Genomic DNA, 19,623 nt, shown 5'->3' on the forward strand with positions numbered 1-19,623 from the left:
CAGAGCGCCGCACCGGATTATTGTGCGAGGCAGGCCGCCTCATAGGCCATCGCCACATCGGCGGTAAGCTGCTCTTCGGGGAGGGAATAAACCCAGGCAACGATCGGTTCGACAGCCGCCGTATAGCTGGCCCTGGGGCCGTCGAGCGCGATGGTGATCGTCTCTGCGGTCCTGTCCTGCGCGGCCCCCGCGGCGCGTTCGGTCACCGCCAGCCCCGCGATCTCGGCGGACACAGTGCAGAGTTCAGCCTGATCCTGTGCCAGCAGAGGCGTGGCCAGGAGAATAAGAGGATAGCAAAAACGGAACATACACACCCTCGCGCGATGAAAACAGACTGCCCTTTTCAAATCACAGAGTCACCGCAAACACCAGCGCCGCCATTTTCTGTGTCAGAAAATGGGGCAGAAAATGTTTCATTTTCTGGCTTGGCGCGCCGCGACACTCTCCATCGCCTCGGTCAGGTCCTGCACGAGGGTTTCGGCAAAGGCGCGGAATACCATGATCAGGTAGCTGTCTTCGCCGATGCGGGTGATCGAGCTCATCATGTGCCGCAGATCGCTGCGCGCGGTATGCCCGGTCTTGAACCTGTCTGCCCGCAGATCAAGCGGCGTGAGCCGGGCCAGCACCTCGCGCGCGCCCGTCCCTTCCAGCCGGACAACGGCCCAGCCATCGGACTGGTCTGTCAGCGCCGCATGCCGGGCCAGCGCGGGATCGGGCGGCGGCCCCATCAGCAGCGCCATATCCCGACCGAACCAAAGCGCCCGCGCGCCCGTCTTGCCGGTGGCGCGGTTGGGCTGTGGCAGCGCCATGCCATGCGCGGATTTGAGCACGTCCGACAGCGCGCTTTGCTGTCCCGCAAAGGGGGCAAGAGAGGTCAGCACCCCGGTGTCGGCCTCAGACATCGTCACGCGGCCAATCGTCAGAGGCAGAAGGCCCTCGCAAGGGGATCTGGGCGTCAGTTCAACCACGGGTGCGCCCTCCTTCCAGATCAAAGGCGATGGGGTCCGTCACCTCGCAGAGCGTTTCCACCCCGCTCAGATGATCCACCATGCGGATCACCTCGCCATGGCGCGCGCGGCCGTTGCGCAGAAACCCCATGGCCAGATTGGTGCCCAGCGTGGGCGAAAAGGCAACAGAGGTGATATAGCCCTGATCATTGACCCGCGTGGCCTCGTCATCGGCGTTGAAGAGATGCGCCCCGCCCACCAGCATCTTGACCGCGCCCGCGGGGCGCAGGCCGACAAGCTGTTCGCGCTCAGGCTCGTTGAGACCGGGGCGCGCGGCGAGCGCCTTGCCGATACAGTCTTTCCCCTCGCTGATCATGCGCTGCATGCCGATATCGAAGGCGGTCACGCGGCCGTGAATCTCGGCATGGGTGATAAAGCCTTTCTCGATCCGCAGCACGTTGAGCGCCTCCATCCCATAGGCACCGCCGCCCATCGCCTTGGCGCGCGCGACCAACTCGCGAAAGAGGCTCTCGCCATAGCGCGCGGGTACGGCCAGTTCATAGGCATGTTCACCCGAGAAGGAGATGCGGAACAGCCGCGCCTCGACGCCGCCCACCCGCACCGGCCCGCAGGCCATGAAGGGAAAACCGGCATCGTCGACCGGCGCCTCCAACAGGTCATTCAGCAGCGCGCGCGACTTCGGCCCGGCCACGGCGAACTGCGCCCATTGCTCGGTGACCGAGATCATGCGCAAATCCCATTCGGGGTGCAGACATTGATGCACAAACTCAAGATGCCGCATGACCTGCCCGGCTGCGGCGGTCGTGGTGGTCATCACATAGTGATGATCGCCCAGCCGCGCGCAGGTGCCATCATCCATCACATGCCCGTCTTCGCGCAGCATCAGCCCGTATCGGACACGGCCCAGTTTGAGCGTGGAAAAGCGATTGGTGTAGACGAGATCAAGCAGCTTTGCCGCATCCGGCCCCTGGATGTCGATCTTGCCCAAGGTCGAGACATCAGCCACCCCCACAGCCTCGCGCACATGAGTCACTTCGCGGTCACAGGACTGGCGCCAATGGGTCTCGTCCGCGCGTCTGAACACCGAAGGGCGGTACCACAGACCCACTTCGAGCATCTCGGCCCCCATCTCAAGTGAGGCGTGATGCGAGGTGGTCAGGCGGCGCGGGGCAAAGCCCATGCCCTGCGCCCCGGCCCCCATCGCGGCGATGCTGACCGGCGTATAGGGCGGACGGAACGTGGTGGTGCCGGTTTCGGGAATGCCGGAGCCCGTCGCGTCGGCCAGCACCGCCAGGGCGGCGACGTTGGAATTCTTGCCCTGATCGGGGGCCATGCCCTGGGTGGTGTAACGCTTCATATGCTCGACAGAGCGGAAGTTTTCCTGCGCGGCCTGTTTGACATCCTTGACGGTCACGTCGTTCTGGAAATCAAGCCAGGCGCGGCCCGTCCCCTCCACACTCCAGAGCGGGAAGATGGCATAAGGGTTGTCCTCGGCCCGTGGCAGGGGCGTGTCTTTGGCGGCGAAGCCCAGCGCCTGGACAGCGCGCGCGCCCGCGTCAGCCCCGCTTTGCAGACAGGCATGGGTCGAGAAATGCCCGGCGGCGGCGCCTGCGGCCTCCAGCCCGGGCACGGCGTCCGGCACCGGAAGGAAGGCGAGACGATCGGTATCCCACACGGGCCGCGCGCCCATGTGACAGGTCAGATGCACCGTGGGGTTCCAACCGCCCGACATGGCCAGGCAATCGGCCTTGAGCTTCTCCTGCCCGCCGGTCGTCTGGATGGTGATCGCCTCAAGTCCCTTGCGGCCTTCGGTGTTACAGACATCTGCCCCGGCGAAGAACGGAATATCGAGGCTGCATTTGGCGTCATGCCGCGTGTCGATCAGCGCGCTCACATGCACCCCCGCCTCGATCAGGTCGGCGGCGGTGCGATGCGCGTTGTCGTTGTTGGCAAACACCGCCACGTTGCGCCCGGGTGCAACGCCCCAGCGGTTTACATAGGCGCGCACGGCAGAGGCCATCATCACGCCGGGACGGTCGTTATTGGCAAAGGCCACCGGGCGTTCAATGGCCCCGGCCGCCAGAACCGCGCGTTTGGCTGCGATGCGCCAGAAGGTTTCTCGCGCGGCGCCGGGGCGTGCGGCCACATCGGGCGAGGACCGCTCCAACGCGCCATAGCTGCCCTGATCATAGGCCCCGGTGACGGTGGTGCGGGTCATGAGCCGGATGTTGGGCATTCCGGCCAGCTCCTCGGCCAGTTCGCTGGCCCAGATATGCCCGGGCAGGCCGTCCACCTCCAGCGTCTCGCCATTCAGCCGGCCGCCGGGGGTGACGTCCTCGTCGGCCAGGATCACATCGGCCCCGGCGCGCGCTGCGGCAAGTGCGGCCATCAGCCCCGCAGGCCCGGCCCCGATCACCAGAAGATCGCAATGCGCAAAGGCCTTGTCATATTTGTCGGAATTGTCGACGCCGGACAACGCACCCAAGCCTGCGGCGCGGCGGATGAAGGGCTCATAGACCCGCTCCCAGAAGCTCTTGGGCCACATGAAGGTCTTGTAATAGAAACCCGCACCCAGGAATGGCGCGAACAGGTCGTTGATGGCCAGCAGATCAAAATCGAGCGAAGGCCAGCAATTCTGACTGCGGGCCATAAGACCCTCGTGCAGCTCCAGCGTGGTGGCGCGCACATTCGGCTCCTGCGCGCCCGAGAAGCCGGTGGTGACCAGCGCGTTGGGCTCTTCGCTGCCGGCGGTCAGGATGCCGCGCGGACGGTGGTATTTGAACGACCGGCCCACGAGGCGCACATCGTTGGCCAGCAACGCCGAGGCCAGCGTATCGCCGGGATAGCCGAAATAGTCGCGGCCATCGAAGCTGAACCTGATGGGCCGCGTGCGATCGACGCGCCCCTTGCCGTCGATCCTCATGCGCCTGCCCCTTTCACGTCAGAGGCCAGTTCGCAGGACAGGACCTCATGCGTGGCGGTATCGCGGGTCACAACCAGCCAGGCCGCGCAGCCGCCTTCGTGATACCAGAGATCCCGCGTGACGCCACAGGGGTTGTCGCGGTTATGCACGTAGTCGTCCCAGGTGTCGGCGGGCGCGTCCGCATCCGGGCGCTCCAGCGCCGTGGCAGCACCGACATAGTAGAATTCGCGGCGGTCGCGGTCTCCGCAATGGGGGCAGGTCAGGCGCATGTCAGTTCTCTACCAAGGCGAGGCAAGCCGACTGATCGACCCGGTTGAGCCGGTACTTGACCGTTTGTCCCGGCTGTTCCGCAAGGTCGATCGCACCGCCGCAGCCCTCGGTATCGCCAACCATGAGATATTCGGTCGCGATGGTCATGGCGCTGTCGGTTTCACCGGAAACGGTAAACCAGCCGCCATCGCAATCCACAGAGCAGCCCCTGATGCCATTGCTATCCTTCCAGCAGACCAGCGACTGATCCAGCCGTTGCGCGCCAAGCCCGGCACGCTTCACATGGCCCTGTTCGGCAAAGTCCACGACCAGATAGGCATAGCGATCCGTCGTGTCGTAATGGGTCTGATCCTGGATCAGCAGATAGACCGCGCGGGCCACCTGATCGGGATGGGCGTCAAGATGGGCCTGGCTGTATTCGCGGGTATAGCAGCCGGGCGTCGGCCCCTCCTGGGCGGTGGCCATGGCGCACAGGCTCATCGCCAGGGTGCTAGTGAAGATTATGCTGCGCACCGGTCGCCTCCTCATCCATCAGGCCACGCCCGGTGCGGAACCGGTCGAGCCGAAACTTCGCTGCCGCCTCATGCGGGCGGTCCGTGGCCATCAGGTGCGCCATGCAATGCCCCGAGGCGGGCGCGGCTTTGAACCCGCCATAGCACCAGCCCGCATTCAGATAGAGCCCGTCGATATGTGTCCGGTCGATGATGGGCGAGCCATCCGCGGACATGTCCATGATCCCGCCCCAGGAGCGCAGCACCTTCGCCTTGCCGATCATCGGCATGAGCGTCATGGCAGAGTCCATCACATGCTCGGCCGTGGGCAGGTTGCCGCGTGCGGCGTAAGAGGCATACATGTCAATCTCGCCCCCGAAGACGAGCCCACCCTTGTCCGACTGACTGATATAGAACAGGCCCATCCCGAAGCTGACCACATGGTCGATGCAGGGTTTCAGCCCCTCGGTGACAAAAGCCTGCAACACATGGCTTTCGATCGGCAGGCGCATGCCTGCCATCGCCGCGACCTGAGACGAACGGCCCGCGACGATCATCGCGACCTTCTTGGCGCGGATGGCGCCGCGCGTGGTCTGCACCCCCTTCACCACGCCGCCTTCGATATCGATGCCGGTGACTTCGCAGTTCTGGATGAGGTCCACGCCCCTCTCGGACGCGCCGCGCGCATAGCCCCAGGCCACCGCATCATGCCGGGCGGTCCCGGCGCGGCGTTGCAGAAGGCCGCCATGGATCGGGAAACGGGTCTGCTCGTAATCCAGATAAGGCAGGATACGCTTGAGCTTCGGCAGGCTCAGAAGTTCTGCGTCATCGCCCTGGTTCCGCATCGCGTTGCCCTTGCGGATCAGCGCATCGCGCTGCCCGTCATTGTGAAAGAGCAGGATCTGACCGCGCTGGGAATGCATGACGTTGTAGTTCAGCTCTTCCTCCAGCCCTTCCCAGAGCTTCAGCGAATGGCTGTAAAATTCCGAATTGCCGGGGAGGGTATAGTTGGCCCGCACAATCGTTGTGTTGCGCCCGATATTGCCGCCGCCCAGATAACCCTTCTCCAGCACAGCGACATTGGTGATGCCGTGCTCGCGGGCGAGGTAATAAGCAGTGGCAAGCCCGTGCCCACCGCCGCCGATGATCACGACATCATAGGCCTCCTTCGGGGTGGCATCGCGCCAATGCGCCTCCCAGCCGCGATTGCCGGTCAGCCCTTCCTTGAGAACCCTGAGGCCCGAAAACCGCATGTAACATCTCCTTCGCGACGGGCGGAGTGAAGCAAGTTATGCGGCGAAGCGCAATGGGGGACGCGAACGCCCCCCACCACGAAGATTGAAAATATCGGACTTGCCCTGCTCAGAGGCCCAGCGCGCGATAGCTGGCCGCGACCTTGCCGATCGAGACAAGATAGGCCGCGGTGCGCAGATCGGTCACATTGTCCTGACCGTGCCATGTTTCGCGCATGCTCTGATAGGCCGCACGCATCGTGTCGTCGAGGCCCGAGCGCACCAGCTCCAGTTCCCCGGCGCCGCGCAGATATTTGGACTTGAAGTCCGGCGTCATGACCCAGGCATCGCCCAGGTGCCGGTCAAGCCGTTCCAACTCATCCACAATAAGCTGGTGGCGCGCCTCTTCCTGGCGGCGGCCCATACGGCCAAAGCGGATATGGCTGAGGTTCTTGACCCATTCGAAATAGGACACGGTCACACCGCCCGCGTTGGCATACATGTCCGGGATGATCACCGTGCCCTTCTGGCGCAGGATATCATCGGCCCCGGCGGTCACCGGGCCGTTGGCGGCCTCGATGATCAGAGGCGCCTTGATATCGGCGGCATTACCCATGTGGATCACGCCTTCGAGGGCGGCCGGCACAAGGATGTCGCATTCATTCTCGAGGTATTTCGAGCCGTCGCGGATATATTTGCCTTCCGGGTAGCCATCCACGCCGCCATGTTTGGCGATCCAGTTGCGCACGGCTTCGACGTCGAGACCCTTCTCGTCCATCAGGCCGCCATCGCGTTCGATGATCGCGGTGATGATGCAGCCATCTTCCTCCTGCAGGAACTTCGCGGCGTGATACCCCACATTGCCGAGGCCCTGAACGATCACGCGCTTGCCATCAAGCTTGCCGGACAGCCCTGCCGCCTTCACATCCTCGGGGTGGCGGAAGAACTCCTGCAGGGCATATTGCACGCCGCGGCCCGTGGCCTCGGTCCGGCCCTGGATGCCGCCTGCGTTGATCGGCTTGCCGGTGACACAGGCGCGCGAGTTTATATCGGTGGTGTTCATCCGGCGGTACTGGTCGGCGATCCACGCCATTTCCCGTTCACCGGTGCCCATATCGGGCGCCGGCACGTTCTGGGAGGGGTGGATCAGGTCGCGCTTGGCCAGCTCATAGGCAAAGCGCCGGGTAATCCTTTCAAGCTCGTGCTCGTCCCATTCGCGCGGGTCGATGCGCAAGCCACCTTTCGAACCACCGAAGGGGGCCTCGACCAGAGCGCATTTATACGTCATCAGCGCGGCAAGCGCCTCGACCTCGTCCTGGTTCACCCCCATCGCATAGCGGATGCCGCCCTTCACAGGCTCCATATGCTCGGAATGCACAGAGCGGTAGCCGGTGAACGTATGGATTTGCCCACGCAGCCGCACACCGAAGCGCACCGTATAGGTGGCATTGCACACGCGGATCTTCTCTTCCAGGCCGGGTGGAAGGTCCATCAGCGCCACGGCGCGGTTGAACATCAAATCGACACTTTCACGGAAGCTCGGCTCTTTGGGGCGCGTCATCATATCTCTCCTTAATCGGTCCGGCTTTTACTGTCCCTGAATCGCCTTATGGCGTGCCGAACATGAGCCCATCGTTAATGGCTAGGACACTTTTGTCCACCAAAAGCGCTCGAACTGGCGGGAGCGCCCCAGTGCTTCGCAATCTTGGGTTGTCAATTTCCATTCTGCGGAAACAATCGGCAATCCTGGCGAAAACTGCCTGCCAAAGCCATCCAATCAAGCCTAAAAAAAGACTAATTTGCCTCAATTTGGCCACATAAATACACCAATAAAATAAGGGAAATACACGGTTTACGGCAACAATGTGGCCATTTGGGTGACTATCATGACGCGATCAGAAAAGTGCAAACAGAAGCTTCTTCGCCGGTTCGCTCCGGGCGGTTTTTACGACCTCGCGGTTCGGGCAAAACGGTTTGAAAAGGACGATGAAGGCGGGATGACCATCATCGCGCTTTTCGTCTTCATTCTGATGCTCACGATGGGCGGCATCAGCATCGACCTGATGCGCCACGAGATGGAACGCTCCCAGCTTCAGGCCACTTTGGACAGTGCCGTTCTGGCCGGTGCGGGCGCCCCCGCAGGCGCAAGCAAAGCCGAGATCAAGGCCATTGTGCAGGACTTCTTCGCCAAGAGCGGCAAGGCTGACTATCTTGATGACCTGAGCGAGGACGATATCATCGCCACGCTCAACTCCCGTCGTGTACCGGCCACGGCCAGCATGACGATGAACACCTACATCATGAAACTGATGGGCGTGCCGACCCTGGGGGCCGCAGGCGGTGCCACCGCCGAAGTCCGCACCCCCAAGCTTGAAGTGGCGCTGGTGCTCGACGTGTCGGGTTCGATGAGCGGCACGAAACTGGCCAACCTCAAGGTGGCGGCCAAGGAATTCGTGACCACGATGCTGAACTCGGCCAATTCGGGCGACACTGTCATTTCGGTGGTGCCGTTCAGCTGGACCGTGGCACCGGGCGAGGCGATCTATTCGGCGATGCAGGGCAATATCAATGACAGCCATGATTGGTCGAGCTGCCTGCGCTTTACCGGCGATCAGTATTACGACAGCTACATTGATCCCACCCTCAATCCGCTGACCGGTCCCGCCTATGATCAGCAGATCTATACGTCGGTCTATGGCGACTTTGACAATCTGAGCTCGGGCTGGCGGTCCTGCTTCAATGACGATTACGCCGAGGTTTTGCCCTTCTCGATCTCCGAAAGCGAGCTGCATGCGAAGATCGACGCCATGGTTGCAAGCGGCAACACCTCGGGTCACATCGGCATGAAATGGGGCGCAGCCCTTCTTGACCCGGCGTTCCAGAGCGTGGCCACAGCGCTGCAGGCACCGACCGTGGCCGTGGTGGACAGCACATTGTCCAACGTCCCCGCGCTCTATGATGAGCCCGATACGATGAAGATCATCGTGATGATGGGCGATGGCGCCAACACATCCTCCTACTACTTCGACACGAACAGCGCCTATCGCGGCCCGAATTCCGAGCTCTTCGAGCTCAAGTTCCAGGACATGGAATTCGCCTATGCACGTCACAAGTACAGAGACCGGACCTCGGATGATGAAAGCAAATGCACCAATACGCGCTGGGTTTGCTACTATGAACCGACGGGGCCTGCGGAATATCGCTTCTATCTGCGCGACGAGAACCGGATCTATGACGCGGCCACCGGCACGCAGGTAGACGGCTACTACTCGGTCGCAGAAGGGATCTGGCTGGACGAGGCACAGTTCCAGGCCATCGAAAGCGATCCGGAACATGTCGACACCCGCCAGCTGGACTGGGAAGAAGCCTGGGGGCACATGTCGCCCAACTGGTATGGCAACACCACCGGCGACTGGGGTCCGTGGAACGATTACATTGGCTCGGAAACTGAATCGGGCTCGACCAAGAACACGTACATGTCGCGCATCTGCAGCTCGACCAAGAGCCAGGGTGTCACGGTCTATACGATCGGCTTCGAAGTGCCCGAAAACGGCACTGCTGAAACCGAGCTGCGGGCCTGCGCGTCGTCCCCTCCCAACTACTACCGCGCATCGGGCGTGAACATTTCGGATGCCTTTGGCTCCATCGCGTCGAATGTGCAGAACCTGAGGCTGACCCAATGATCCGCGCGTTTTTCTCCAGACTGCGCCGTGGTTTCCGCGACGAGGAAGGCTCGGCTGCCGTCGAATTCGTGATCATCTTCCCGGTGATTGCCACGATGATCGTGCTCACGCTGGAGATGGGGTTCATTACCCTGCGTCAGACGATGCTGGAGCGCGGGCTCGACATGGCCGTGCGCGAGGTACGCCTCGGTACGGGCTCGGCGCCGGAACATGACGATATCAAGGACCTGATCTGCCAGAATTCGCTTATCCTGAGCGACTGCTCGAACAACCTCTTCCTTGAGATGGTGCCGAGCGACCCGCGCGCCTTTGCCGGGCTGCACGAACTGACCTCCTGCACGGATGCGGCCGTGCCGAGCCGCCCGGTGCGGTCGTTCACCCCGGGCCAGCAGAACCAGCTTGTGATGCTACGCGCCTGTGTGCTTTACGATCCGCTCTTTCCCGAGGCGCTGCTGCCGCGCGTCCTGACAGCGGACGATTTCGGCAAATCCGCGATTATTGCTGTCACTGCCTTTGTACAGGAGCCTGTGTGATGTCGATGCTTTGGGCCAGACTGACGACCGCGCTTGAGCGCTTCCGCAAGGATACCAGCGGGATCATGACCGTGGAAATGGTCATCACCCTGCCGTTCCTGTTCTGGATGATCACCACCTCTTTCGAGCTTTATGAGGTGCACCGCTACAAGGCGGCGCGCATCAAGGCGACCTACACCGTTGCCGATATGCTGAGCCGTGAAATGCTGCCGGTGGACGATGCCTATATCGACGCGGCCAAAACCGTGTTCGACGCTGTGACCACCGACAACGGCACAAACCAGGTGCGGTTCAGCGTGGTCCGCTATGAATCATCGAGCAACACTTTCGTTGTCCAATGGTCCGAGGTGCGCGGCATCGGAGAGATGAGCCCCCTGAGCGACTCCCAGGTGGCGAACGCGCATAATGAGCTTCCCATCCTTCAGGGCGGTGAAGAGCTGGTCATCGTAGAGAGCACATCGACCTACCAGCCGACATTCGAATATCCGGGCCTGAACAATAGCTATCGGGTGAACACCAAAATCTTCACGGGTGTCCGCTTTGTCTCACAGCTGTGCTGGGAGTCTGGCTCGGCCTGCGGCTGAAATCTGAACGATCCGGGGTGAGGGAAGGGCCGGTCCGCTGGGAGCAGCGGGCCGGTTCTGCATTGAAACGGTCAGAGGCGGCCCTGAAGCGGGGTCTTGCCCTGTCGTTCCATGATCATCGCCGCGATCATGTCGGCCATGATCTTGGTCTGAGCGCCCGGCGTCACACCGCCGACCCCGATCCTCTTGCCGAAGCGCCAGTACATCCCCGGGGCCCAGGCGGCCTTGGACGGGGTCTTAAGCTTCAGCATGAAGCCATGCGACGGCTTGAAGGCAAATGCACCGCGGTCGATCGACACGAACTCCTCGACCCGGGCCAGCACCCGCCCATCCGACAGGCGCAACTCCTCGTTCGTCAGCTCCAGGACAAGCCGCGTCGCCTGGCGCATCCGCTCGGCGGCAAAGAGCGCGCCCGCCCCCATGACAATCAGCATGACCAGCAGCGCAACCCCGCCCGGCGGCGTGGCAAACGCGATATAGAGCAGCATCGCCCCGAGGATGACCAGCATCCCCACCCCGAGCCCGCGGCGGGGGGCCGAAGCCTCGACCTGGGCCAGAACCTCTTGTGACATGCGCGCTCTCCTCTCTCACTCCCCCGCGCCATAGCGTGAAATGACGGCGGGGGCGAGAGGGCAATGCGCGTGACCGCGGATCAGCCCTTCAGCTTCACCTCATATCCCGGCTCTTCCGGCTCATCATCCACCAGCACAGTCGGGAACCCGTCGGCCGTGACATCCAGCCCCGTGGCCTCCTCCAGCCGCTCGATCATCCGGTCGGATTGCGCCCGGGTGCCATAGCGGGCCTGCCCGTCGCGCATGAGATCAATCAGCATGGGCGACAACTCCAGCGGCACCCCGTTGCGCTCGGCAATCTCCTGGAAGAGGCCGATATCCTTGAGCACCAGATCCATGGTGAAGTCCACGCAGCGCGAGCCGGACAGGATCAGCTGGCTTTCGGTCTCATGGACAAAGGAATTGCCCGAGCTGATGCGGATGGCCTCATAGGTCGTGGCCATGTCCATGCCCGCCGCCTTCATCGTGGTGAGCGCCTCGCACAGCATCAGCAGATGCCCGGTGGCAAGATAGTTGGTCATCACCTTCAGAACCGAGGCCGTGCCCAGGTCGCCAGTGTGCAGCACCCGGCGGCCCATGATGGTCAGCAAGGGCAGGATCCGCTCGAACGTGGCCCGGTCACATCCGGCATAAATGCTGATATTTCCGGTATCCGCCCGGTGACAGCCGCCCGAGACCGGGCAATCCACCGCCGCCCCGCCACGCTCGATCACCAGAGCGCCCAGCCGTTTGACCTCGGCCTCGTCGGTGGTCGACATCTCCATCCAGATCTTGCCCGGGCCGATCTCCGGCAGCATCTCCTGCATCACCGCATCGCTCGCCGCCGGGCTCGGCAGGCAGGTGATCACCGCATCGCAGTTGCGCATCATCTCCGCCGGGCTGCCGCCCGCCGCCGCGCCGCGTCCGACAAACCCCGCCACAAGTGCAGGATCAAGATCGTGCACCACAAGATCCGCCCCGTTGCGCAAAAGGCTGCCCGACAGTTTGCCACCGACATTGCCCAGCCCGATAAATCCGATTTTCATGTTGAGTCTCCCTCGTTTCGCGCACCGTCGCGGCGAATACGCGACACGTCTCGCGCTTTCGCGACCTCTCGGCAAACAAAATCGCAACTCTGCACAATTGCACAGCATCCCTGCCCCAGCGCCCAATCCGCCCCCTTGGCGCACAGGCTCCGGCCCTCTACATCTGGCTGGAAAGGAGAACCCCATGTCCCTCAGACCCACTTTGGAAACCCGCCGCGCCCAGCCGACGATGGAAGGGGCCGGCGTGCATCTGCACCGCGCCTTCGGGTTCGGCGATCCCAGCGAACTCGATCCGTTCCTGCTGTTCGATGATTTCCGCAATGACGATCCGGCACTTTACGCCAAGGGCTTCCCCTGGCATCCGCATCGCGGCATCGAGACGATCACCTATGTGCTGTCGGGCGAAGTGGACCACGGCGATTCACTGGGCAATACCGGCACGCTCGGCGCGGGCGATGTCCAGTGGATGACCGCAGGCTCCGGCATCATGCATCAGGAAATGCCGCGCGGAAACGCAGCAGGGCAGATGCATGGGTTTCAGCTCTGGGCCAACCTGCCCTCGTCGCTGAAGATGACCGCACCGCGCTACCAGGATGTCAGCGCATCCGAGATCCCCGAGATCGTGGATGATGATGGCACGCGTGTGCGCGTGATCGTTGGGGAATTCTGGGGCAAACGCGGGCCCGTGGATGGCATTGCCGCCGATCCGCAATATCTCGACATCTCCCTGCCGCCGGGCACGAAGAAAACCCTGCCCATCGACACCTATCGCCGGGCCTTTGCCTATCTTTTCGAAGGCGAGGCCGCTTTTGCCGATGCCTCCGCCCCCTCCGGCGTGTTGCTTGAAAAGGAAGTGGCGGGCGAAGAGGTGAACATTCGCGACATGTCGGGCAACCGCACGCTGATCCGCTTCGGCACGGGCGATGAGATTACCGTGCAGGCCGGCGAACGGGGCGCGCGTTTCCTGCTGATCTCCGGCGCGCCCATTCAGGAGCCGGTGGCCTGGCATGGCCCGATCGTGATGAACACGCGCGAAGAGCTGCTGACCGCCATGACCGAGCTGCGCAACGGCACGTTCATCAAACCCGCACATTGACCCGCCGCCCCCGGCTTCACCTCCGGGGGCACCCACTTTCATCTTTCCCGAAATACTCCCGCCGGAGGCTCCCACGCCCCCGTCGGGCACCGTCTCCTGATCAATGCGTCGCCTCTGCACTTGCACCGAGGCGCAGCCGAGACACAAAGCATGCCCGCAGGGCATTCCTTTGGATCAGGCCGCGACCGCCTTGCGCACCATGTCCCAGTAAAGCGTCTCGACATCCTCAAGGCTGAGCCGTCCCGCCTCCCGGAACCAGGTGTTCACCCCTGTCAGCATGGCAATCACCGCCAGCGTGGTGATCTTGGGATCCGCAACATCGAACACCCCTTCGGCGACCCCCTGACGCAGAATATCCTCAAGCTGCGTCTCATAGGTGTGGCGGAGACCTTCGATGACAGCAAAGTTGTCATCGTTCAGATTGCGCAGTTCCATATAGGCGATGAACACGGCCTCGGGTCTGGCCGCGTGAAAGCGGATATGAAAGCGGGTGAAGGCCTCAAGTGCCGCAAGCGCGCCACCGGGCGCAGGCGCCGCCGCCCGCGCCGACAGAAGCTGGTCCATATGCTCTTTCATCAGATCAAAGAGCAATGTCTGCTTGTCCGGCGTGTAATTATAGAGCGCGCCCGCCTGCACCCCGACCTCACCCGCGATCTGGCGCATTGAGACCGCCGCATAGCCATGGCGCGCAAACAGCCGCAGCGCCGCGTCGCGCACGCGCGGTCCGGTGATGTCGGAATGGGATCCTTGGGTGCGGGCCATGCGCGATATTTAACTGAACATATGTTCAAATCAAAGCCCTGACTTGCCCTGGCCCCTGAAAGAGTGGCAAGACAGGAGCATCGCTTTCCGGGGATACATGCCCAATGCCTCTGCGCACCTCTTTCCTCTTCGCTTTTGGCCTCATGCTTGCGGCCTGCGCGGAATTTCCCGAGCTTGACGCCACGCTGAGCGACGCGGCCCGCGCGGCCCCCTACCCCCAGCTTCTGCCGGTCGAAGAGCTGAATGCACGGGTCGGCGAGCCCAGGATCGACGCCGAAGCCGCAGACGGGATCGAGGCGCGCGTGGCCGCACTCAAGGCGCGTGCGGCGCGGCTGCGTGGCACCGTGCTCGACAGCTCGACCCGTGCCCGGATGCAGACCGGTATAAACGAGATCTGAGCCCCCATCCCCGGTCGCCCCAAAAGCCGCGTTGCACCGCCCGCCCGGCTCGGCTACATCGCTTGCATCAGGCCAACAAACCGAACGGAGACGCCCATGACCACCCCCTTGCGCCTTGGCATTGCCGGATTGGGCACCGTCGGCACCGGTGTTGTGAAAATCGTCCGCCAGAAAGCGAACCTTCTGGCCGAACGCGCGGGCCGTCCGGTGGTGATCACCGCGGTGAGCGCCCGCAGCCGCGACAAGGACCGCGGCGTAAATATCAAGGATTACGCCTGGGAAGATGATCCCGTCGCGCTTGCGCAGCGCGACGATGTGGATGTCTTTGTCGAACTGATGGGCGGCAGTGACGGGCCTGCGAAAGCGGCGACCAAAGCCGCGATTGCGGCGGGCAAGGATGTGGTGACCGCCAACAAGGCGCTGCTGGCACATCATGGGCAGGCGCTGGCCGAAGCCGCCGAAGCGGCGGGCAAGGTCATCCGGTTCGAGGCAGCGGTGGCGGGGGGCATCCCTGTGATCAAGGCCCTGACGGAGGGGCTCGCGGGAAATGAGATCACCCGCGTCATGGGCGTCATGAACGGCACCTGCAATTATATCCTGACACGGATGCAATCGGCGGGCCTGCCCTATGCGGAAGTGTTCGAGGAGGCCAATCAGCTTGGCTATCTCGAAGCCGACCCGACGCTGGATGTGGGCGGGATCGACGCCGGGCACAAATTGTCGCTGCTGGCGGCCATCGCCTTTGGCACGCAGGTCGATTTCGACGCGGTCGAGTTGGAAGGCATCGAGCGCATCACCATCGACGACATTCACCAGGCCGCTGATATGGGCTATCGGATCAAGCTTCTGGGCGTCGCACAGCAGACCGGCCGCGGGCTGGAACAGCGCATGTCGCCCTGCCTTGTGCCCGACACAAGCCCCCTGGGTCAGCTGGAAGGCGGGACAAACATGTGCGTGCTCGAAGGCGATGCGGTCGAGCAGATCGTGCTGCGCGGGCCCGGCGCGGGCGAAGGCCCCACCGCCAGCGCGGTGATGGGCGACGTGATGGATATCGCGCGCGGGTTTCGCCTGCCCACCTTCGGCCAGCCTGCGACGAGCCTCGCCAAAGCCAAGTCGGCCCATTCGGTCACGCCTGCGCCTTACTACCTGCGCATGGCGCTGGAGGACAAACCCGGGGCCCTGGCCAAGATCGCCACCGTGCTGGGCGAAAGCGGCGTGTCGATCGACCGGATGCGGCAATATCAGCATGACGGGGATACAGCCCCGGTGCTGATCGTCACGCATAAGGTGACGCGCGCGGATCTCAATCAGGCGCTCGAGGCGATGGCGACACTGGATGTGATGCGTGACCCGCCCGTCGCTCTCAGGATCGAAACCGTCTGAGCCCAGGCGCGATGACCGGTTGGCACAGCCCAGTTGACCTTTACTGCGAACGGGTCGCGCCCGGGTTCTGGGACGAGCCGCTGAATGCGGTGACCAACCTCGCCTTTGTGCTGGCCGCCCTCTGGGCGTTGCGGACCGCCAAGCAAATGGGGCGCTCGGGGCTGGACCTGAGCCTGCTGATGATCCTCGCCGCCTGCATCGGCATCGGCTCCTTCCTGTTTCATACCTTCGCAAACCGCTGGAGCGGGGTGGCCGATGTGCTGCCGATCTGGACCTTCGTGCTGCTCTGCATTGGCAGCGGGTTCTATCGCGTGGCGGGTCTGCGCCCGGTCATGAGCGTCTTGTCAGTTCTTGGCATCGTCGCCTTGCTGACCGTGGTCCTCATGGCCCTGCCTGGCGGTGCAAGCCCCAGCCGCTTCAACGGCTCCGAACACTACGCGCCTGCCCTGCTCGTCATGGCCGTTTTCGCTCTGCTGAGCTGGTGGCGGCGGCACCCGGTGGCGCATTGGATCGTGGCCGCCACGCTCACCTTCACACTCTCACTCACTTTCCGCACGATTGACATAGCCCTCTGCCCCACCCTCCCCTTCGGCACGCATTTCCTTTGGCATCTGCTCAATGGCCTGATGGTGGGCCTCCTGCTACAAGCCCTGATCCGCGCGCCTGAGCCAAAGCGCGTTTGATGCTTGTCTCGCAAGGCGTGCACGTCTAAACCCCCGTGAACACCACTTGCTGCCAAGGACAGATGAATGACCTCGCACACCTCCTTTGACGACCATATGCTTTCCCTGGCGCTGGCCCGCGTGGCCGAAGAAGCCGCGATTGCCTGCTTTGGCATGATCGGGCGCGGCGATGAAAAGGCCGCCGATCAGGCTGCCGTCAATGCCATGCGCGAGCAGTTGAACCTGCTGAACATCAAGGGCGTGGTGGTCATCGGCGAAGGCGAGCGTGACGAGGCCCCGATGCTTTACATCGGTGAAGAAGTGGGCAGCGGCGACGGGCCGGGCGTCGATATCGCGCTTGATCCGCTGGAGGGCACGACACTCACCGCGAAGGCCATGCCCAACGCGCTGACTGTCATTTCAATGGCGCCACGCGGCACCATGCTGCATGCACCGGATGTCTACATGGACAAGCTGGCCATCGGGCCGGGCTATCCGACCGATGTCGTCTCGCTCGAGATGTCGCCTGCTGAGCGGGTCAAGGCACTGGCCAAGGCCAAGAAGGTCAAACCGGAGGAGATCACCGTCTGCATCCTGGAACGTCCGCGCCACGAAGAGATGATTGCCGAGGTGCGCGCCACCGGTGCGGCCATTCACCTGATCAGCGATGGCGATGTGGCCGGTGTGATGCATTGCGCCGAGGCGGATGTGACCGGCATCGACATGTATATGGGCTCGGGCGGTGCGCCCGAGGGGGTTCTGGCCGCAGGTGCGCTGAAATGCCTGGGCGGGCAGATCTGGGGCCGCCTGCTGTTCCGTAATGATGACGAACGCGGCCGGGCCGCCAAGGCGGGCATCACCGATCTGGACCGGGTTTATGCCCGTGACGACATGGTGCAGGACGACGTGATCTTTGCCGCCACCGGTGTGACCAAGGGCTCGATCCTGAACGGGCTGCGGCGCGAAGGCGATGCGGTGCTGACCGAAACGCTTCTTCTGCGCTCCAAGACCGGCGAGCGCCGCCGCGTGGCCTGTCGTCATCCAAAGCGGTGAGCGGCAACGCGTTTCTCGATGTTGAACGCTCGCTGACCGGGCGGCGCTGGGTCGGCCCCGCGCCCGAACAGGACCGGCTGGCCGAGGCGATGGCGCAGCAGACCGCCCTGCCCCGCCCGCTCTGTCAGACCTTGGCGCGGCTCGGTGTGGCGGCTGAAGAGGCGGAAGCATATCTTGCGCCTGCGCTGCGGGATCTCTTGCCCGACCCGCGCAATCTCAAGGACATGCATCAGGCCGCCGAGCGGTTTCTGAGCGCCGTGACGCAAAAAGAGCGGATTGCGATCTTTGCCGATTACGATGTGGATGGCGGTAGTTCTGCGGCCCTTCTGATCCACTGGCTGCGGCAGATGGGGCTTACCGCCACGCTCTATGTTCCTGACCGGATTGACGAGGGCTATGGCCCGAATGACGAAGCCATGGCGGATCTGGCGCGTGCGCATGACCTGATCATCTGCGTCGATTGCGGCACGTTGAGCCACGGGCCGGTGGCCGCGGCGGTGGGTGCCGATGTGATCATCCTCGACCACCACCTGGGCGGCGAGACCCTGCCCGACGCGCTGGCGGTGGTGAACCCCAACCGGCAGGATGAAAGCGGCGATCTGGCGCATCTCTGTGCAGCGGCGGTGGTGTTCCTGATGCTGGTCGAGGCGGGGCGGCAATTGCGGGAGGCGGGCAAGACCGGCCCCGATCTGATGGGCCTGCTTGATCTCGTGGCGCTGGCCACGGTGGCGGACGTGGCCCCCCTGCGCGGGGTCAACCGGGCCTTTGTCCGGCAAGGCCTCAGGATCATGGCGCGCCGCGAGAGGCCCGGTCTGGTGGCACTGAGCGATGTGGGGCGGCTCGACACGCCCCCCAACGCCTACACGCTGGGCTTTGTCTTCGGCCCTCGGGTGAATGCAGGCGGGCGGATTGGCCAGGCGGATCTGGGTGCGCGCCTTTTGGCGTCAGACAGCCCGCATGAGGCCGCCGCGATGGCCGAGCGGCTGGATCAGCTCAATTCCGAGCGGCGTGAAATCGAGGCCACCGTGCGCGCCGCTGCTATGGCGCAGGCCGAGACGCGCGGGTTGGATGCGCCACTGGTCTGGGCCGCCGGTGAGGGCTGGCATCCCGGCGTCGTGGGGATCGTGGCGAGCCGCCTGAAGGAAGCCACCAACCGGCCCGCCGTGGTGATCGGACTGGACGGCGACGAAGGCAAAGGCTCGGGCCGGTCCATCAGCGGCGTCGATCTGGGGGCGTCGGTGCAGCGTCTGGCGGCCGAGGGGCTGTTGCTGAAAGGCGGCGGGCACCGGATGGCCGCCGGGCTGACCGTGGCGCGCGACCGGCTGGAGGAAGCGATGGCGCGGCTGGCAGAGCTTCTTGCGCGGCAAGGCGCAGGCGACGCCGGACCTCAGGACATGCGGCTTGACGGGCTGCTGATGCCCGGGGCCGCAAGCGTCGAACTGGTAGAGCAGATCGAGGCGGCGGGCCCCTTCGGCGCGGGCGCTCCGGGGCCGCGCTATGCCTTTGCCGATATGGCAATCAGCTTTGCCAAGCGGGTGGGTGAGAGCCACCTCAAGCTGCGCTTCGGAGACGGGCTCGGCCCTCAGCTCAATGCGATCTGCTTCGGGGCGTATGACACGCCGCTCGGGGCGGTGTTAGAGGGCCATGGCGGCGCACGGTTCCACCTTGCGGGGCGGATCGAGATCAACAGCTGGCAGGGCCGACGCAGCATTCAGCTACGCCTTGAGGATGCCGCTGCCGCAGCGTGAAATCATCCTGCGCGGCACACGCATTTTTTTGCAGAATCCCCCTTGCGCAAACCTGCGCTTTTGCCTAGTTACCGCGTCACGTTCCGAGTGGCCCGTTCGTCTATCGGTTAGGACGCCAGGTTTTCAACCTGGAAAGAGGGGTTCGATTCCCCTACGGGCTGCCACTTCTTCCGAAAAGCACTACGACATTGGAGCTTACGGGCTCTTTTGCACCAGGTTTTTCCACCCGTGATGCACCTT

Annotated in this window: 19 protein-coding genes and 1 tRNA gene; 10 read left to right on the plus strand and 10 right to left on the minus strand. The window is 63.5% G+C overall.

Translation table 11 applies throughout. The features are described 5' to 3' along the window. Window positions 1-17 precede the first annotated feature (17 nt). The 7 genes from EI983_RS12535 to EI983_RS12565 all read right to left on the minus strand — a co-directional run bounded on the left by EI983_RS12535 (window position 18) and on the right by EI983_RS12565 (window position 7,445). Window positions 18-308 carry a DNA primase gene (locus tag EI983_RS12535; RefSeq protein ID WP_157707720.1) on the minus strand — a complete coding sequence of 97 codons (291 nt, stop codon included), beginning with the start codon at window positions 306-308 and terminating at the stop codon, window positions 18-20. Between the two features lie 105 nt (window positions 309-413). Further along, the gene (locus EI983_RS12540) at window positions 414-968 is read right to left on the minus strand and encodes a sarcosine oxidase subunit gamma (RefSeq protein ID WP_157707721.1); all 555 of its coding nucleotides are present in this window, start codon (window positions 966-968) and stop codon (window positions 414-416) included. Beyond that, window positions 961-3,891 carry a sarcosine oxidase subunit alpha family protein gene (locus EI983_RS12545; RefSeq protein WP_157707722.1) on the minus strand — a complete coding sequence of 977 codons (2,931 nt, stop codon included), beginning with the start codon at window positions 3,889-3,891 and terminating at the stop codon, window positions 961-963. Before EI983_RS12545 ends, EI983_RS12540 begins: the two co-directional genes overlap by 8 nt. Continuing rightward, the gene (locus EI983_RS12550; RefSeq protein ID WP_157707723.1) at window positions 3,888-4,160 is read right to left on the minus strand and encodes a sarcosine oxidase subunit delta; all 273 of its coding nucleotides are present in this window, start codon (window positions 4,158-4,160) and stop codon (window positions 3,888-3,890) included. The genes EI983_RS12545 and EI983_RS12550 overlap by 4 nt, the downstream gene beginning before the upstream one ends. A gap of 1 nt (window position 4,161) precedes the next feature. Continuing rightward, the gene (locus EI983_RS12555) at window positions 4,162-4,674 is read right to left on the minus strand and encodes a hypothetical protein (protein WP_157707724.1); all 513 of its coding nucleotides are present in this window, start codon (window positions 4,672-4,674) and stop codon (window positions 4,162-4,164) included. Continuing rightward, on the minus strand, window positions 4,652-5,905 hold the full coding sequence (locus EI983_RS12560; RefSeq protein WP_157707725.1) for a sarcosine oxidase subunit beta family protein: 1,254 nt from the start codon (window positions 5,903-5,905) through the stop codon (window positions 4,652-4,654). The genes EI983_RS12555 and EI983_RS12560 overlap by 23 nt, the downstream gene beginning before the upstream one ends. A 109-nt stretch (window positions 5,906-6,014) precedes the next feature. Beyond that, entirely contained in the window at window positions 6,015-7,445 is a 1,431-nt protein-coding gene (locus tag EI983_RS12565; RefSeq protein ID WP_157707726.1) for a Glu/Leu/Phe/Val family dehydrogenase, read from the minus strand. A gap of 325 nt (window positions 7,446-7,770) precedes the next feature. Between EI983_RS12565 and EI983_RS12570 the strand changes: the two genes are divergently transcribed. The 3 genes from EI983_RS12570 to EI983_RS12580 are packed head-to-tail and all read left to right on the plus strand — an operon-like array spanning window position 7,771 to window position 10,684. Further along, window positions 7,771-9,567 carry a VWA domain-containing protein gene (locus EI983_RS12570; RefSeq protein WP_157707727.1) on the plus strand — a complete coding sequence of 599 codons (1,797 nt, stop codon included), beginning with the start codon at window positions 7,771-7,773 and terminating at the stop codon, window positions 9,565-9,567. Then, window positions 9,564-10,100: a TadE/TadG family type IV pilus assembly protein gene (locus EI983_RS12575; protein ID WP_157707728.1), complete on the plus strand. Its 537-nt coding sequence runs from the start codon at window positions 9,564-9,566 to the stop codon at window positions 10,098-10,100. Before EI983_RS12570 ends, EI983_RS12575 begins: the two co-directional genes overlap by 4 nt. Continuing rightward, window positions 10,100-10,684 carry a TadE/TadG family type IV pilus assembly protein gene (locus EI983_RS12580; protein ID WP_157707729.1) on the plus strand — a complete coding sequence of 195 codons (585 nt, stop codon included), beginning with the start codon at window positions 10,100-10,102 and terminating at the stop codon, window positions 10,682-10,684. The genes EI983_RS12575 and EI983_RS12580 overlap by 1 nt, the downstream gene beginning before the upstream one ends. A gap of 71 nt (window positions 10,685-10,755) precedes the next feature. Here EI983_RS12580 and EI983_RS12585 read toward each other — a convergent pair whose 3' ends face one another. Further along, window positions 10,756-11,256, minus strand: coding sequence for a hypothetical protein (locus tag EI983_RS12585; RefSeq protein ID WP_157707730.1), 501 nt, complete (start codon window positions 11,254-11,256; stop codon window positions 10,756-10,758). Between the two features lie 80 nt (window positions 11,257-11,336). After that, window positions 11,337-12,281, minus strand: coding sequence for an NAD(P)-dependent oxidoreductase (locus EI983_RS12590; RefSeq protein ID WP_157707731.1), 945 nt, complete (start codon window positions 12,279-12,281; stop codon window positions 11,337-11,339). 184 nt (window positions 12,282-12,465) lie between these two features. On the opposite strand from EI983_RS12590, the gene EI983_RS12595 reads away from it, so the two are divergent. Continuing rightward, complete coding sequence (locus EI983_RS12595) at window positions 12,466-13,377, plus strand: pirin family protein (protein ID WP_157707732.1); 912 nt, start codon at window positions 12,466-12,468, stop codon at window positions 13,375-13,377. A gap of 174 nt (window positions 13,378-13,551) precedes the next feature. Here EI983_RS12595 and EI983_RS12600 read toward each other — a convergent pair whose 3' ends face one another. Further along, a complete protein-coding gene (locus EI983_RS12600; protein WP_157707733.1) occupies window positions 13,552-14,139 on the minus strand; it encodes a TetR/AcrR family transcriptional regulator in 588 nt (195 codons plus the stop codon). Window positions 14,140-14,243: 104 nt separating this feature from the next. On the opposite strand from EI983_RS12600, the gene EI983_RS12605 reads away from it, so the two are divergent. The 6 genes from EI983_RS12605 to EI983_RS12630 all read left to right on the plus strand — a co-directional run bounded on the left by EI983_RS12605 (window position 14,244) and on the right by EI983_RS12630 (window position 19,547). Beyond that, window positions 14,244-14,537: a hypothetical protein gene (locus tag EI983_RS12605; protein WP_198389292.1), complete on the plus strand. Its 294-nt coding sequence runs from the start codon at window positions 14,244-14,246 to the stop codon at window positions 14,535-14,537. A 96-nt stretch (window positions 14,538-14,633) separates the two neighbouring features. Next, on the plus strand, window positions 14,634-15,920 hold the full coding sequence (locus EI983_RS12610) for a homoserine dehydrogenase (RefSeq protein WP_157707734.1): 1,287 nt from the start codon (window positions 14,634-14,636) through the stop codon (window positions 15,918-15,920). Window positions 15,921-15,931: 11 nt separating this feature from the next. Continuing rightward, the gene (locus tag EI983_RS12615) at window positions 15,932-16,603 is read left to right on the plus strand and encodes a ceramidase domain-containing protein (RefSeq protein WP_157707735.1); all 672 of its coding nucleotides are present in this window, start codon (window positions 15,932-15,934) and stop codon (window positions 16,601-16,603) included. 66 nt (window positions 16,604-16,669) lie between these two features. Continuing rightward, window positions 16,670-17,635, plus strand: a complete 966-nt coding sequence (gene glpX / locus EI983_RS12620; protein ID WP_157707736.1) for a class II fructose-bisphosphatase — start codon at window positions 16,670-16,672, stop codon at window positions 17,633-17,635. After that, window positions 17,632-19,383, plus strand: a complete 1,752-nt coding sequence (recJ, locus tag EI983_RS12625; RefSeq protein WP_157707737.1) for a single-stranded-DNA-specific exonuclease RecJ — start codon at window positions 17,632-17,634, stop codon at window positions 19,381-19,383. The genes glpX and recJ overlap by 4 nt, the downstream gene beginning before the upstream one ends. A gap of 89 nt (window positions 19,384-19,472) precedes the next feature. Continuing rightward, a tRNA-Glu gene (locus EI983_RS12630) sits at window positions 19,473-19,547 on the plus strand. Window positions 19,548-19,623: the final 76 nt, after the last annotated feature.

The sequence above is a fragment of the Roseovarius faecimaris genome, from assembly GCF_009762325.1.
Classification (GTDB): Bacteria; Pseudomonadota; Alphaproteobacteria; order Rhodobacterales; family Rhodobacteraceae; genus Roseovarius; species Roseovarius faecimaris.

Excerpts from the sequence above, each read along its gene's own strand:
- EI983_RS12535 (WP_157707720.1), bottom strand. The coding sequence starts at position 308 with ATGTTCCGTTTTTGCTATCCTCTTATTCTCCTGGCCACGCCTCTGCTG.
- EI983_RS12545 (WP_157707722.1), bottom strand. The coding sequence starts at position 3,891 with ATGAGGATCGACGGCAAGGGGCGCGTCGATCGCACGCGGCCCATCAGG.
- EI983_RS12550 (WP_157707723.1), bottom strand. The coding sequence starts at position 4,160 with ATGCGCCTGACCTGCCCCCATTGCGGAGACCGCGACCGCCGCGAATTC.
- EI983_RS12560 (WP_157707725.1), bottom strand. The coding sequence starts at position 5,905 with ATGCGGTTTTCGGGCCTCAGGGTTCTCAAGGAAGGGCTGACCGGCAAT.
- EI983_RS12565 (WP_157707726.1), bottom strand. The coding sequence starts at position 7,445 with ATGACGCGCCCCAAAGAGCCGAGCTTCCGTGAAAGTGTCGATTTGATG.
- EI983_RS12570 (WP_157707727.1), top strand. The coding sequence starts at position 7,771 with ATGACGCGATCAGAAAAGTGCAAACAGAAGCTTCTTCGCCGGTTCGCT.
- EI983_RS12575 (WP_157707728.1), top strand. The coding sequence starts at position 9,564 with ATGATCCGCGCGTTTTTCTCCAGACTGCGCCGTGGTTTCCGCGACGAG.
- EI983_RS12580 (WP_157707729.1), top strand. The coding sequence starts at position 10,100 with ATGTCGATGCTTTGGGCCAGACTGACGACCGCGCTTGAGCGCTTCCGC.
- EI983_RS12585 (WP_157707730.1), bottom strand. The coding sequence starts at position 11,256 with ATGTCACAAGAGGTTCTGGCCCAGGTCGAGGCTTCGGCCCCCCGCCGC.
- EI983_RS12590 (WP_157707731.1), bottom strand. The coding sequence starts at position 12,281 with ATGAAAATCGGATTTATCGGGCTGGGCAATGTCGGTGGCAAACTGTCG.
- EI983_RS12595 (WP_157707732.1), top strand. The coding sequence starts at position 12,466 with ATGTCCCTCAGACCCACTTTGGAAACCCGCCGCGCCCAGCCGACGATG.
- EI983_RS12600 (WP_157707733.1), bottom strand. The coding sequence starts at position 14,139 with ATGGCCCGCACCCAAGGATCCCATTCCGACATCACCGGACCGCGCGTG.
- EI983_RS12605 (WP_198389292.1), top strand. The coding sequence starts at position 14,244 with ATGCCTCTGCGCACCTCTTTCCTCTTCGCTTTTGGCCTCATGCTTGCG.
- EI983_RS12610 (WP_157707734.1), top strand. The coding sequence starts at position 14,634 with ATGACCACCCCCTTGCGCCTTGGCATTGCCGGATTGGGCACCGTCGGC.
- EI983_RS12615 (WP_157707735.1), top strand. The coding sequence starts at position 15,932 with ATGACCGGTTGGCACAGCCCAGTTGACCTTTACTGCGAACGGGTCGCG.
- glpX (WP_157707736.1), top strand. The coding sequence starts at position 16,670 with ATGACCTCGCACACCTCCTTTGACGACCATATGCTTTCCCTGGCGCTG.